At 68.2% G+C, this 14,294-nt stretch carries 14 protein-coding genes; 4 read left to right on the plus strand and 10 right to left on the minus strand.

From position 1 onward, the window contains the following. Positions 1–1,461 carry an MFS transporter gene (locus JOD62_RS04415; RefSeq protein ID WP_204938116.1) on the minus strand — a complete coding sequence of 487 codons (1,461 nt, stop codon included), beginning with the start codon at positions 1,459–1,461 and terminating at the stop codon, positions 1–3. 52 nt (positions 1,462–1,513) lie between these two features. After that, positions 1,514–2,848 carry a M20/M25/M40 family metallo-hydrolase gene (locus JOD62_RS04420; RefSeq protein WP_204938117.1) on the minus strand — a complete coding sequence of 445 codons (1,335 nt, stop codon included), beginning with the start codon at positions 2,846–2,848 and terminating at the stop codon, positions 1,514–1,516. Between the two features lie 146 nt (positions 2,849–2,994). Between JOD62_RS04420 and JOD62_RS04425 the strand changes: the two genes are divergently transcribed. Further along, positions 2,995–3,417 (plus strand): VOC family protein, encoded by a 423-nt coding sequence (locus JOD62_RS04425; RefSeq protein WP_204938118.1) that lies wholly within the window; start codon positions 2,995–2,997, stop codon positions 3,415–3,417. Between the two features lie 69 nt (positions 3,418–3,486). Here JOD62_RS04425 and thrC read toward each other — a convergent pair whose 3' ends face one another. Then, entirely contained in the window at positions 3,487–4,890 is a 1,404-nt protein-coding gene (thrC, locus tag JOD62_RS04430; protein ID WP_204938119.1) for a threonine synthase, read from the minus strand. Positions 4,891–5,055: 165 nt separating this feature from the next. Between thrC and JOD62_RS04435 the strand changes: the two genes are divergently transcribed. Beyond that, positions 5,056–5,514, plus strand: coding sequence for a carboxymuconolactone decarboxylase family protein (locus tag JOD62_RS04435; protein ID WP_204938120.1), 459 nt, complete (start codon positions 5,056–5,058; stop codon positions 5,512–5,514). 88 nt (positions 5,515–5,602) lie between these two features. Further along, entirely contained in the window at positions 5,603–6,490 is an 888-nt protein-coding gene (locus tag JOD62_RS04440) for a sigma-70 family RNA polymerase sigma factor (RefSeq protein WP_204938121.1), read from the plus strand. Between the two features lie 6 nt (positions 6,491–6,496). Here JOD62_RS04440 and JOD62_RS04445 read toward each other — a convergent pair whose 3' ends face one another. Then, positions 6,497–7,723 carry an MFS transporter gene (locus JOD62_RS04445; RefSeq protein ID WP_204938122.1) on the minus strand — a complete coding sequence of 409 codons (1,227 nt, stop codon included), beginning with the start codon at positions 7,721–7,723 and terminating at the stop codon, positions 6,497–6,499. 156 nt (positions 7,724–7,879) lie between these two features. Here JOD62_RS04445 and JOD62_RS04450 point away from each other — a divergent pair, with 156 nt between their 5' ends. Continuing rightward, on the plus strand, positions 7,880–8,401 hold the full coding sequence (locus JOD62_RS04450) for a helix-turn-helix domain-containing protein (RefSeq protein ID WP_204938123.1): 522 nt from the start codon (positions 7,880–7,882) through the stop codon (positions 8,399–8,401). Positions 8,402–8,434: 33 nt separating this feature from the next. On the opposite strand, the gene JOD62_RS04455 is transcribed toward JOD62_RS04450, so the two are convergent. The 6 genes from JOD62_RS04455 to JOD62_RS04480 all read right to left on the minus strand — a co-directional run bounded on the left by JOD62_RS04455 (position 8,435) and on the right by JOD62_RS04480 (position 14,222). Beyond that, positions 8,435–10,543 carry an MMPL family transporter gene (locus JOD62_RS04455; RefSeq protein WP_204938124.1) on the minus strand — a complete coding sequence of 703 codons (2,109 nt, stop codon included), beginning with the start codon at positions 10,541–10,543 and terminating at the stop codon, positions 8,435–8,437. A gap of 110 nt (positions 10,544–10,653) precedes the next feature. Then, on the minus strand, positions 10,654–11,127 hold the full coding sequence (locus JOD62_RS04460; protein ID WP_204938125.1) for a DUF1990 family protein: 474 nt from the start codon (positions 11,125–11,127) through the stop codon (positions 10,654–10,656). Then, the gene (locus tag JOD62_RS04465; RefSeq protein ID WP_204938126.1) at positions 11,124–11,585 is read right to left on the minus strand and encodes an SRPBCC family protein; all 462 of its coding nucleotides are present in this window, start codon (positions 11,583–11,585) and stop codon (positions 11,124–11,126) included. The genes JOD62_RS04460 and JOD62_RS04465 overlap by 4 nt, the downstream gene beginning before the upstream one ends. A 19-nt stretch (positions 11,586–11,604) precedes the next feature. Next, positions 11,605–12,150, minus strand: coding sequence for a GNAT family N-acetyltransferase (locus JOD62_RS04470; RefSeq protein ID WP_271171444.1), 546 nt, complete (start codon positions 12,148–12,150; stop codon positions 11,605–11,607). Between the two features lie 225 nt (positions 12,151–12,375). Beyond that, on the minus strand, positions 12,376–12,978 hold the full coding sequence (locus tag JOD62_RS04475; RefSeq protein WP_204938128.1) for a response regulator transcription factor: 603 nt from the start codon (positions 12,976–12,978) through the stop codon (positions 12,376–12,378). After that, positions 12,975–14,222, minus strand: coding sequence for a sensor histidine kinase (locus JOD62_RS04480; RefSeq protein WP_204938129.1), 1,248 nt, complete (start codon positions 14,220–14,222; stop codon positions 12,975–12,977). Before JOD62_RS04480 ends, JOD62_RS04475 begins: the two co-directional genes overlap by 4 nt. Positions 14,223–14,294 lie beyond the last annotated feature (72 nt).

Genomic DNA, 14,294 nt, shown 5'->3' on the forward strand with positions numbered 1-14,294 from the left:
TCAGGGAGTCGCGACGACCTCGTCCTCGGACGCCGCGGCCCGGTCCGTGAACGCCTGCTTCGGCACGAAGACGAGCAGCGCGGCCGCGGCGAGCGCCGTCACGCCGCAGACGATCCACACCGTGAAGTAGCCCGAGAGCGACCCTGCGGTGCCCTCCGCGACAGCGCCGCCCACGCCCTGCAGGAGGGCGATGCCGAAGATGCACGAGGCGATCGCACCGCCGACCGTCTTCACGGAGTTCGTGAGCCCCGTCGCGACCCCGGTCTGCGTGGCCGGGGCAGCGGATGCGGCAGCCGCAGGAAGCGCCGCGACGAGCGCACCGGATCCGAGGCCGACGATGACCATGTTGGTCACGAGCTGCAGATACGTGTCGTGGAACGGCAGGAACAGCAGGAAGCCCACGCCCACGAGCACCGAGGCGCCCATGAGCGTCAGGCGCGGCGCCGTGCGCCGTGCGATCCCGGGGAACAGCAGCGCACCCGTGATCATCGCGATCAGGTAGATGCCGATGATGAGCGACGTCGCGAAGCCTGTGGTGCCGAGGCCGTAGCCGTACACAGTCGGGTCGGTGCGCGCGAAGGTCGACAGCGGCGCCTGGGCGCCGAGCACGCTGACGCCGAAGAGGCCGGCCGTGAGGAAGACGGGGCCGAGCGCCGGGGAGCGGAACATTCGCACGTCGATGAGCGGATCGGCGTGACGCAGCTCCCAGAGCACGAAGGGCACGATGAGGGCGAGGCCGAGGACCACGACGCCCCACGACCAGGGGTTCTCGAGGCCGCCTTCGAGGCGCAGCATCCCGAGGCCGCCCGTGAAGCAGATGAGCGCCAGCGAGATCAGCACGAGGCCCACGGTGTCGAAGGTGCCACCCGTGGGCTCGGGCGATTCCTTCACCCCGAACAGGATGACGAAGAAGCAGACGACGACGAGCAGGGCCGGGATGAGCAGCACGACCGTCAGCGGCAGCACATCGATCAACGCGCCTCCGACGAGCGCACCGATGATCGCACCGCCTTCAAGTGCGGCGACGAGCAGACCCGCAGCACGTGCGGTGATGAGCGAACGGCCCTCCATGCGTCGTGAGCGCGACCAGATCAGCGCGATCTCCAGAGGCAGCCACACGACGTAGAAGCCCATGAGCGCCCACGCCACGAGAAACACCACGAAGGAGTCGGTGAACGGCAGCACGAGAGCCGCCGCCGCCGTGAGCGCGGTGGAGATCAGCAGCATCCGCTTGTGGCCGATCATGTCGCCGAGCTTCGCGAATGCGGGAACGACGAGCGCCGAGAGCATGAGCTGCGCGCCTTCGAGCCAGTTCACGTCCGCATCATGGATGCCCAGGTGCCGTGCGATGTCGGTGAGCATGGGCGTGTAGTAGCCCTGCAGCACGCCGCTGGTGAACTCCACGAAGGCCAGGAAGCCGACGACGGCGGCAAGAGTGCCCAGTGCTGCGGTGCGCGTCATTGCGCCTCCTCGTTCGGTGAGGTGGAGGGATGCCCGTCGGGTACGGGTGCGATCACTGTATCCGCTGCAGGAGTGCGCGGTGAAAACGCTCGCCGCTCTCGAGCGCCGCGATCTCGACGCTCTCGTCGACACCGTGGATCGACGCGCGCTGCGCGTTCGACATCTCCAGCGGCGCGAAACGGTACACCGCCGGCGCATAGCGGTGGAAATGACGCGAGTCGGTCGCAGCCATCATGACGTAGGGCACAGCGGGAACGCCGGGGTGTGACACGGCGAGCGCATCGGCGATGAGGGAGAACTGCGCGTTGTCGGTTGCGGACTCCGGCGATGGCTCGCTGCCCTCGACGATCTCGACCACGACAAGGGGGTCGCGGATGCGGCGGCGCACTCGCTCTGCGACGCCTTCGACCGTCTCACCCAGGGCGATGCGCAGGTTGACGGTCGCGGATGCCTGCGAGGGAAGCACATTCGCGGCGGTTCCTCCGGCGAGCATCGTCGCCGCGACCGTGGTGCGCACCATCGCTGCGGGTTCTCCGCCCATCGCCGCGAACACCCGCGCGGTGAAGGGTCGCACGGCGCCCAGCGTCTTCAGCAGGAACCGCGCCGGCCCCGGGGTCTCCGCGGCGAGGACCGTGAGCATCCGCGCGATGCCCTTCGGCGTGCGGGCGGGGAAGGTAGCGGGGGTCAGGCGGTTGACGGCCCGTGCCACGCGACCGACCGCTGTGAGCGATGGCGGCGCGGAGGCGTGTCCGCCGTCGCCCCGGGCCGACAGGCGCAGCGTGAGCACGCCCTTCTCGCCGACGCCGATCATCGCCGCGCGACCGGGGACGAACGACAGCGGCGCCGTGACGACCGCACCACCCTCGTCGATCACGAGCCAGGGCACGATGCCGCGTTCGCGCATCACCCTCGCGATCTCCTCCGCCGCCTTGCCGTAGGTCTCCTCGTTGCCGCCGAACGAGAGGTAGACATCCTGCGCCGGGGTGTAGCCGTCGGCGAGGAGGTTCTCCACGGCCTCGATCACGACGATCAGGGGCCCCTTGTCGTCGAGCGCCCCGCGCCCATAGACGGAGCCGTCCGCGACCCTGCCCTCGAAGGGCGGATACGTCCAGTCATCGCTCTCATCGACGGGGACGACGTCGTAGTGCGCCATGAGCACGACCGGACGCTCGGCGGACGCGCCCTTCCATCGGTACAGCAACCCGAGATCCGTGTGCCTTTCGAGAGTGAGCGTGTCGTGCACACGCGGGTAGAGCTCGGCCAGCAGCGTGACGAAACCATCGAAAGGCTCCTGCCCTCGCTCCTCGATCTCGGCGGAGACCGTGGGCAGCTGAATCATGCGCGAGAGCCGCTCGGCGATGCCGGGGCGCACGGTCGGGGTGGTCATGGCGCCATGCTATCGAGGGCCGGCGACGCACACGCATCCGGAACCGCGATTGACGCACGAAGATGCCTTGCGGATGTCGGGGGCCAGGCGCAGACTGAGCGTGCAGCGCGGACGGACGGCCCGTTTCCCACGCAAAAGGAGCAGCGATGGCGCACCTCAATCCGTACCTGTCCTTCAAAGACAACGCACGTGAAGCGATGGAGTTCTACCATTCCGTGCTGGGCGGCGAGCTGACCGTCAGCAGGTTCGGCGACATGCCGGAGTCCGGTGTCGCACCGGGCGAGGAAGACCTCGTGATGCATGCGCAGATCAACGCCGAGGGCGGGCTCGTCCTCATGGCATCCGACACTCCGACGGGCATGAACTACGCGACGCCGCAGGGCATGTCGGTCTCGCTCAGCGGCGATGATCCCGAGACCGATCGTCTGCGGGCGGCATGGAACGGCCTCAGCGAAGGCGGCACCGTTCTGATGCCGCTCGACCCCGCCCCCTGGGGCGGACTGTTCGGCATGATGGTCGACCGTTTCGGCATCACGTGGATGGTCGCCGTCAACCCGTCGTTCGCCTGACGCTCGTCATCACAGCCCCGGCCGGGGCGTCCACGCCGTGGGCGCCTCGGTCGGAACGGCGGTTGGTCGTCAGCGCAGCGCGTTGGCCTCGACGAATGCGCGAAGAGCCTGCTCGTCGTCGGCCATCTCGGTGACGAACTGCGGAGCATCGAGCATCGCCTGCAGCTCCGGCGAGTAGTCGAGTTCGACGCCGATCGCCTCCTGGATCGTCTCGGCGAACTTCTCCGGCTTGGCCGTCTCGAGCACGAGCATCGGAACACCCGACTCCACGTACTCGCGGGCGACCTTCACGCCATCCGCGGTGTGCGGGTCGATGATCTCGCCCGTGGTTTCGTAGACCGAGCGGATCGTCGCCAGACGGTCAGCATGCGTCGAGGTGCCACTGACGATGCCGAACTCGTCTTCGAAACGGCCGAGGTCGGCGGTGAAGTCGAAGAAGCCCTGCTCGTCGAGGTCGCGCCAGGCGGCCACGACCTTGGCCGCGTCGCGTCCGACGAGGTCGAAGATGAAGCGCTCGAGGTTCGAGGCCTTCGAGATGTCCATCGAGGGGCTGGAGGTCGCGAGCGTCTGAGCAGCACTGCGCGGACGGTAGATGCCCGTGCGGAAGAACTCGTCGAGCACGTTGTTCTCGTTCGCGGCGAGCACGAGGCGACGGATCGGCAACCCCATCTGCTTGGCGAAGAAGCCGGAGAGGATGTTGCCGAAGTTGCCCGAGGGCACGGTGAACGACAGCTCGGTCCAGCCGCCGGCGTCAGTCGCCCGCAGCCAGGCCCAGAAGTAGTAGACCACCTGCGCCGTGATGCGGGCCAGGTTGATCGAGTTGACCGCACCGAGGTGCTGGGCACGCTTGAAGTCGAGGTCGCCGGCGAGTGCCTTGACGAGATTCTGACAGTCGTCGAACACACCCTCGACGGCGATGTTGTGCACGTTCGCGTCATCAAGCGAGAACATCTGCGCGCGCTGGAAGGCGCTCATACGACCCTGCGGCGACAGCATGAAGACAGCGACGCGCTCCTTACCGCGCAGCGCATGCTCTGCCGCGGATCCGGTGTCGCCGGATGTCGCACCGACGATGTTCAGCACCGAGTCCTTGCGCTCCAGCGTGTACTCGAGCACCTGCCCGAGGAACTGCATCGCCATGTCCTTGAACGCCAGCGTCGGGCCTTCAGAGAGACCGACGAGGGTGATGCCATCGCCGATCGCGCGCAGCGGCACGACCTCGGCGGGGAAGGAGGCGTAGGCCGCTTCGGTCATCCGGGCCAGGTCTGCCCGCGGGATGTCGGTCGCGAAGAGGCCGAGCACCTCGGTCGCGAGCTGCGGGTAGGTCAGCGCCCGCCAGCGCTCGAGCGTCTCGCCGTCGACCTGGGGCATCACCTCGGGCACGGCAAGCCCTCCGTCTGGCGCGAGGCCCTCGAGAAGGGTCTCGCTGAAAGGCTGCGGCTGCATGCCGCCACGGGTCGAGATGAACTGCACGTCGGCTCCTCGGCTCAAGACATCGGCGCCTCCATTGTCGCAGGGTGCGGCGCGCCCGAAGACCGGATGACGGATATCGCACGGCCCATGATTGTCACACTTCGCCCACGGCATCCGACATCTTCATGAACGCACCCACCGCGGGTGCCGGAAGGAAGACCCGTCATGACGAGAATCTCGATCGGACAGACCAACAAGCTCGGCTATGCCGCCGTCATCGGCATGGAGGCCCACGCGCGCAAGAGTGTGCCCGTCGATCTGCTGGAGCTCCTCAAGCTCCGCGCCTCGATCCTCAACGGCTGCGGATTCTGCGTCGACATGCACGCGACGGCCGGGCTGAAGCACCGGATCCCCAGCCGCAAGCTGCACGCCGTCGGTGCGTGGCGTCACGCGAAGGCGCTGTTCACGGAGCGCGAGCTCGCTGTGCTCGCGCTGACCGACGCACTCACCCTCCTCGCGCCGGACGGAGTGAGCGACGACGTGTGGCAGGAAGCGGCGCGTCATTTCGACGACGGCGAGCTGGGCGCTCTCGTTCTCGCGATCTCGACGATCAATGTGTGGAACCGCATCGCGATCGCGACCGAGATGCAGCCGCCGATCGATGAGAAGAACCCGATCGCGTGATCCTCTGCCCTTTCAGGGAGCGATGTTCACCCCCTTTTCGCCAAAGACAGGGTGAACATTGCTCCTTGAACGCGAATACGGTGAAGGCATGACAACGGCGACGCCCGCGACCCTGGCCTGGCAGAGCGAGCGCGGGCGTCTCATCGGGATCGCCTATCGGATGCTCGGAGACTTCGGTCACGCCGAGGACGTCGTCTCCGACGTCGCGATTGAGGCGGTTCAGGCGGAGCGTGGCGCGCCGCCGATCCGTTCCTGGCCGGCCTGGCTGACAACGGTGTGCGTGCGCCGCTCGATCGACCGGGTGCGGCAGTTGGCGGCAGTGCGCGAGGAGTACCCCGGAACCTGGCTGCCGGAGCCCGTCGCGACCGCGCTGCTTCCGGAGGACGCCGTCGCGAATCGCGAGCTGCTGTCGCTGTCGTTGCTGCACCTCGCCGAGCAGCTGCCGCCCGAGGCGCGGGCGGCCTTGATCCTCTCGCGCGCCTTCGAGATGACGGCACCGGAGATCGGCGAGGTCCTCGACAAGTCACCCGCCGCCGTACGTCAGCTCATCTCGCGTGCCGAACGACGGTTGCGGATCGATCCGGATGCGGCGGCGCCGCGCCCGGCAGATCGGCCGGCACTCGAACGACTTGTGACGGCCATCGCGAACGGCGACCTGGAAACGGTGATGTCCCTGTTCGCCCCCGACGCCGTGCTCTACTCCGACGGCGGCGGCAAGGTCCGCGCGGCGCGCAATCCGATCTACGGTGGAGCGAACATCGCGCGCTTCTACCTCGGGATCTTCGCGAAGACGGCCGCCGAGCACCCGGACGCCCCGATGCAGGTGGCTGTGTTCGAGGTCAATGACGCTTTCGTCATCGCCTTCGACTCCCCCGGCCGACGGGATGTGCTCGAGATCGCCTATGACGACGCAGGCCACGTGATCGAAGTGCACCAGATCTCGAACCCGGACAAGCTGACGCGCATGCCGTCCTGAGCGAAGCTAGGAGTCTTCGGCGAGCGCCGAGCGATCCTCCGACGGAATCAGGGGGAATGCGGCGGCGGGCGCAAGCACGAGCAGAGTGAGCGCCCACGGCGCGCCGACGAGCGTGATCAGCGCGCCGAACGCCGGGCCGACAGCCGAGGCGAGAAGGAACTGCCCGGTGTTCTGCACGCCGAGTGCGCGCCCCGCCCAGCCGTGACCGGCGGCCTCGGCGACAGCCGTGAAGGCGATGCCGTTGTCGAGCACGCTGACGACGGTCGCGGCGATGAAGATCACGGCGGCGAGCGCATCGATCCGCAGGAAGCCGGCGAGTCCGAGGGCGAGCATCGCGAAGCATCCGGCGATCGCGACCCACCGCAGCACGCGCACACGACTGCCGACGCGATCACTGACCCCGCCGATGACGATGCGGCTGATCGCGCCGATGAACTGCGCGGCGGCGATGAGCAGGCCTGCGAGCGTCGCATCCCAGCCGAGGTCGGTGACCAGCCAGACCACGCCGAAGATCGAGAGCGCGAACTGCGGGATCACGAGCAGTCCGGAAACGGCATGGATGCGCCAGAGGAAGCTGCTGCCCCGGTAGGGGTTGACGGCGGCGACGGGAACCGAGCCTGCGGCCTTCGCGATGTGCGGCGGGTTGAGAATGATGATCGCGCACAGCACCGCGAAGACGCCATTGAGCACCGCGGAGAGCAGGAGCGCTGCAGGCATGCCGTATCCGTCGAGCAGCAGGGGCACGAGGATCGCGGCCGCTGAGACTCCCAGCGGCTGCGACATCTGCCGGATGCCCATCGCGAATCCGCGGCGGTCATGGGGGAACCATCCGATCACGACGCGACCGCTCGCCGCGTTCACACTCGCGGACGCCGCACCGCCGAGGAAGAGGAAGAATCCGAGCTGCACCAGGTCCGTCGTCATCGCCGCACCGAGCGCCGGGAGCGCGGTGAGGGCGAGCCCGAGGGCGATCACGAGTCGTTCGCCGAAGCGGTCGGCCAACGCGCCCCACAGCACCATCGTCAGGACGAGCCCGAGGGTGGGCGCCGCAGCGAGCATCCCGCCCTCGGCGAGGCTCACCCCCCGCTCGGCATGCAGGTACGGGATGAGGAATGCCGGTGTGCTCACGAACAGGGTTCCGGATGCCTGCGCGAGCAGGCCCGCGACGAGCATGACCCATGCGCGTGCGGGCGGTGCCGCCTGTGCGCGGCGTACGGCGGAGAGCTGGGACATGAGACTCACAACGCTACTCGCGCGTGACAACCGCCCGAGACCATAAGTCGACATCGGCGCGCAAGAATGGTGGCGGGTCGCTGGCGGCATGCTGGCGGCGGAATGGCGGCGCCCTGGCGTGGTGCTGGCGGCAGAGGGGCGACGAGCATGAGAGCCATGAACACCACACGAATCATCGAACTCCGCCAGGCGCAGGGCTGGACCCAGGAGCGGCTCGCCAACGAGAGCGGCGTCGGACTGCGCACGATCCAGCGCCTGGAGGCAGGGCAGGATGCGAGTCTGGAGACGCTGTCACTCGTCGCAGACGCCCTGCAGGTCGCGGTGCGCGAGCTCTTCACCGTCATCGAGGACGAGACCTTGAACGCCCGTGTCGAATCGCTGCAGGTGCGAGCCGATGAACAGCAAGCCGCCCGGGATCGCATCACGCAGGCCTGGCGCTGGCTCTACTTCGGCATCGGCATCATCGCGACGCTGGTGAGTTTCACGTTCCCCTACGGGATCGTGCTGTTCCTGTCGTACTGGTCGGGTGGCTTCCTCATCCTGCTGGCCCTGCGTCGTCTCGTGATCGAGCCCCGTCTGGATGAGAAGTACCCGCTGTCGCGCGAGCGTCCGCGCACCCGCAAGGCGAAGCGGGCGGCGAACGAGCAGAAGGCGGATGCTGCCGCGTTGGATGCGTAGACGGCGCACGATGAGCGCCGCCTACGCGATGCCCTAGGCGCGAACGCTCTCGCGTGACGCCTCGGCGGTGAGGGGGCGCTCCGGAAGGTCACCAGCCGCTCGACGACCGACGCCGGGCCACCACATGCGGTCCCCCAGCAACCCGAACAGCGCCGGCACGATCACCGTGCGTACAACCAGTGTGTCCACGATGACGCCGATGCCCACGATGAGGCCCAGCTGACCGAGGGTCACGAGTGGGAGCACTCCGAGCGCCGCGAAGACGGCAGCCAGCACGATCCCCGCGCTGGTGATCACGCCTCCGGTGTGCGCGACCGCCTGCACCATCCCTTCCCTGGTGCCCAGCGTGCGCGCCTCGGCTCGCGCACGGTGCACGAGGAAGATCGTGTAGTCGATCCCCAGTGCGACGAGGAAGAGGAAGGACAGCAACGGCACCTGCAGATCGAGCGCAGGCTGATCGAAGAGAACCCTGCTCAGCCACGCGCCCGCGCCGATCGCCGCCACGGCACTGATGATGTTCACCAGCAGCAAGAGCACGGGGGCGACGATCGCGCGCAGCAGGATCAGTAGCACGAGGAAACTCACTGCCAGCACGAGTGGCGCGATCAGGAGCAGATCGGCCTGATTGCCGGCACGGGCGTCGAGGTCGGTCGCGACGGCACCTCCGACGAGCGCGCCGGCCCCGTCGATCTCGTGCACGGCATCGCGCAGATCCTCCACGAGGGCAAGACTCTCGGGCGTCCCCGGTGAGTACTCGCCGGTCACCATGATCGTCGCGAGCCCGCCGGGGCTCGCCTCACCCGTCGTGTGTGCGCGCAGGACTCCGGGCACGCTGCGGACGACCTCGATGACGTCGTCCGCAGTCGACGCGGTGGCGACCACGAAGATCGGCTGTGCTTCGCCCGCGGGAAAGTGCTCCGAGAGTGTCTGCAACCCTGCCGCAGATTCGGATGGCACGCGAAACTTCTCGGCCTGGTCGAGCCCGACGGAGGTTCCGATCAGGCCGAGAGCCATGACGGAGAGCAGTGCAAGACCGGCGACCAGGCTCCGGCGCGGTCGCTTCACGACATTCGCCGCGATCGTCTGCCAGACGCCGCCGGTTCGCCTGGGTGCATCGGGGCGTGGGACGAACGGCCAGAAGATCTTTCGTCCGCACACGGCCAGCAGCGGAGGCAGGACGAGCAGCACGGCCGCAAGCGCAATGAGGAGGCCGATCGCCGAGGAGATACCGAGACCCTGGGTACCGGGGATGACGGCAAGGACGAGTGTCAGCAGCGCCAGCACGACCGTCACGTTCGAGGCGAGAATCGCCGGAGCGGTCTTGCGCCAGGCGGCGCTCAACGCGGCGCGATGATCCTGATGCACGAACAGCTCTTCGCGGTATCGCGAGATGAGCAGGAGCGCGTAGTTCGTGCCGGCGCCGAACACCAGCACGCTGATGATTCCGGCGTCGAACTGGAGGTTCCAGGCGGCTCCCGCCGCAGCTGTCGCTTTGCCCGCAAGCTGATCCGCGAACGCGACGACCACGAGCGGAAGGAGCCAGAGCACGGGTGAGCGGTACGTGACGATCAACAGCACGGCGACGATCAGGATCGTCACCGCAAGCAAGGTGAAATCCGCGCCCTCGAACGCGGCCGCGACGTCCGCGCCGAAGGCCGGCCCACCGGTGACCTCGATCGTCAGCCCGGACGGTGTGATCCCGGCGATCTCGTCCCGAAGGGCGGCGACGACCTCCGCGGTTTCGCCGTTGCTCGCACCGGTGGTGATCGGTACGACGAGGAGTGCGGCTTGCCCATCGTCACTCACGATGGGCCCGGAGATCTGCGACGCGGCAGAGGGATCCAGTGCCCCGGGGAGCGCAGCCAGGTCCGTCTGATCATCGGCGCTCAACGCTGCCCCGTCTTCGCGCACGGCGACGAGCAGAACGGACTGGCGATCGGCGTCAGGGAAGGTCTGCATGAGCGCGCTGACGCGCGCAGATTCAGAATCGGCCGGAGCAACGGCGTTGGCCGCGGGAGCATCCGCTCGGGCGAACAGTCCGAACAGCAGAACGAAACCGATCAGCCCTATGCCCAGCGAGATCCACGCTCCGCGTCGAGAAGTGAGCCGATCAGAAAGGGTGCGCGCGCGCAGATGTGTCATGCTCCCCAGCCCAGCAGCGCACGCGGTCGCGGGGATCACCAGGAGGATGGAGCTTCCTCTCCACCTTTCGATCGAGACGCAGGCATCGGTGGCCTCCGCGGCGCCGCGATCTACCGCAGGGCGCGCAAGTACCGCCGTCGTGCGAAAAGCTGCGCCACGCGCAGCGCCGGGTAGAGCATCCGCCACGGCTGGTGCCGTGCCGCCTGTGTGAGCGAGCGGATCGTGAGCACAACGGCGTCGCCGTCACGGTGCACGATGAAGGCTTCTTCTCCGGAGACCGGGTGGCCGGGCAAGGTGCGATACGCGAAGCCCACGCGTTGCGCTGTCTGCACGACCGAGACGACCTCGATGGGCTCCTGGATTGTCAGCCACAGCACCCGTGCCGTCACGATGAGCTGCTCCCCGGCCACCACCGGGCCCTCCGCGTGCACCCGGAATCCGCTGCGGGTCTTCACCTTCCAGCGCAGCACGTCGTGTGTGGCGCGATTCCATGCCTCGTCGCCGTGGCCGACGACGGCTGCGACCTCGGATCGCCGGAAGGCAGCATCCGCCGACGGCCAGACAGGAAGGTGCGGGAGCGTCACTCGTTGCTCCCCGAACCGCACAGCGATTGGACGAGGTAGTGGTTTCGCTGGCGGATCAGACGTCGCAGGTACGGCACGAGGACGAGACGTTCTGCGACAGCGCCGAAGATCGGCGACGCGAGCGTGATGGAGTCGGTCATGACCGTCTCGTCACCGTCCCGGCCGAACTCGTGCAGATGATGGAAGCTCCGGAACGGCCCCGAGACCTGTTCGTCGACGAAGCGGTGAGGGGCGTCGAGGCTCGTGATCTTCGAGGTCATTCGGAACCAGATGCCGAAGTGCCGCGCCCGCCAGGTGACTGTCTCGCCGAGCCCGATCCGCCCGCTCGTGACACCGGCGATCGCTCGCTCTCCTGACGTTTCCATCGACGCCTGGTGCGCATCGATGTTCAGCGACGCGTCGAACAGCCGCTCGACGGAGAGCCCCGTACGCGTGACGATCGTGAAGCTGGAGACCACGCCTCCATCTTGTCAGCGCTCAGCGCAGGGTCGCCGCGAGCTCGCCCGCCGTGAGCGCGCGTTCTGCGAAGACGAGCCGGACCGCGTCGGGATCGGGGTTGCCCGCATCGGGCCCCCGGTGCACTTCGCGCAGCCCCAGCCGTCGCGCGACAGCGGCGGAGGCCTCGTTGTTGGCCAGCAGGTACGCGATGACCGGGAGGTCGGGATGGACGCGCTGCGCCGCATCGATCGCCGCACGCGCGAGTTCCGTTGCATAGCCGTGGCCGTGATGCTCGGGAGTGAGTCGGTAGCCGAGGTTCCAGACTGCATCGTGAAGCACGGAGCAGCCGCCATACCCGCGCAGAGCGCCGTCCTCGCGCCCGCGCGCGACCCAGACTCCGAGCCCGTGCGCGTCCCACTGCTGCGTCCAGCGGTCCAGCATCGCTCTCGTCTGCTCGGTGTCGGTGTGGCGCAGCGACGGGTAGTGCCGCCAGACCCGTTCATCGGAGCAGAGCGCGAACAGCTCGGACTCGTCATCCGGCAGGGGTCGGGTGAGCACAAGGCGCTCGGTCAGAAGCTGTTCCACCACGCCAATGTAGCCAGGGCGTCGGACGTTCACAGGCCGTAGGCGACCACTCGGCACCGATCCTCGACCTCCTGCCGCCGACGACTCCCGCGCCCGCCGACGCCGCCCGTAGCGTCACCGTGTTCGCAGATCACGAAGGAGATCGCGTGAACATCGCCGAGTACCTGCTGTACCGGCGTACGCAGGCGCGGCTGCGGGCGCTTCAGTCAGAGCTCGGCGAGTAGTTCAGATCCAGCCGCGCTCTTCCGCGAGCAGCACGGCCTGCTGCCGGGTGGCGACAGACAGCTTGCCCAGGATCGCTGAGATGTGGTTCCGCACGGTTCCCGGGGCGAGCAGCAGCGACCGGGCGATCTGTCCGGTCGTCTCCCCGCGCCGGCCCGCGCGCAGCACGTCGAGTTCGCGGTCCGTCAGTGGACTTCGCTCGTCGCTCAGGGCATCCGCCGCGATCTCGGGGTCGACATAGCGACCGCCGGCAGCCACCCGCCGGATGATCGCCGCGACCTCATCCGCGCCCCGCGACTTCGGCAGGAAGCCCGCGACGCCGGCGCTGAGTGCGCGTCGCAGCACCCCCGGTCGCGCGTGCCGGGTGACGACGATGCAGCGGGTCGCGATGCTGCGGTTGAGCTTCTCTGCGACCTCGACGCCGTCGAGACCCGGCATCTCCAGATCGAGCAGACAGATGTCGGGCTGCAACCGCAGCGCGGTTTCGACCGCCTGCGTCCCGTCGGCGCATTCGGCGACCACATCGATGTCGCCCTCCAACCGCAGCAGGGCGGCCACGGCCGAGCGGATCATGCCTTCATCGTCAGCGAGCAGAACGCGGATCACGGTGCCTCCTTCAAGACGGAAGGGGGCAGAGCAGATGCCGCGGCACGTCCCGGAACCGTCACGATCACCGCGAACTCCTCGTCGCCGCGACGCACCTCGAGCGTGCCTCCGGCTTCGCGCACGCGACGGCCGATCCCTTCGAGACCCGAGCCGTCGGCGTCGGCCACGACACCGGGGACGACGTCGTTGGCGATCTCGTAGCGCCAGACGGCGTCTGCGCGCGCAAGGGAGAGTCGGGCTTTTTTGCCTCCGCCGTGACGCAGGATGTTGGTCGTCGTCTCACGGATCACCGGTCCAAGATCGGCGCCGGGCGCATCGGCAGCATCCGGAGCGATCGTGGTCGTGACATCGAGGCCCGCCGCGCGCAGCAGATCGCTGGCGTTCGCGATCTCGTCGGGCAGCGGCACGGAACGGAAGCGCAACGCGAGGTCGCGGGTCCCCTGCCGCGCTTCGTCGACGCTGACGCGTGCTGCGCGCAGCTGTTCCAGCGCCGCATCCGGTTCACGAGACATGAGGCGCTCAGCGAGCTCCAGCTGCAGCGCGATGACCTGCAGATGGTGCCCCTGGAGGTCGTGCACGTCGGTCGCGACGCGCAGCCGCTCCTGGGTGGCGGCAAGTCGCGACTCGGAGATGCGCGCCTGATTCAGGGCGCTCAGGACGTCCCACCACCACAGCGTCGTCACCGTCATCACCGGCAGGACCGTGCAGTAGAAGGCCGTCAGACCGGCTGCCGGTCCGGTGTGAAGAACCGCACTGCCCATGCGGGCGTCGATGATCCAGAGCGCGATCAGCGCGACAACGAGTCCGATCACGACTCGCGCACGAACCCCGCGCGGCCAGTGCAGCAGCGTCACACTCTGCGCCAGCGGGAAAGCACCGAGCAGCAGGCTCTCGCTCATGACGCCGAGAGTCGCACCGAACGCGACGGCGACCGCGAGAGGAACCAGCACGCTCATCCACTGCCCGTCGGCCGCCGTCTCGCCGTAGTGGCGGTAGCGGAACAGCAGCAGCAGCGTCGACGCGAACCACAGCAGGCCGCCGAGAAGAGCGGTGAGGACCACCGCAGTGCTCTCCCCGGCCGTGAACACCGCGCCGACGACGATCAGCACGAGCATCAGCTCGAGGAAGATCACACCGCCGACGGTGTACCACCAGGCGCCCGTGAGGCCACGCGCGAGGTGACGGGCGCCGGGAGCTGCATGCGCCGAAAGACCGTCGGGATCGGCGGCGTCGAGAGTGTTCATCGGCTCCACGATACGGCCATGACAGATGTCATGCCTCGCGCGTGCATTCCACCCGCAATGCGGTGACAGCCC

The organism is Microbacterium keratanolyticum (assembly GCF_016907255.1).
GTDB lineage: Bacteria > Actinomycetota > Actinomycetes > Actinomycetales > Microbacteriaceae > Microbacterium > Microbacterium keratanolyticum.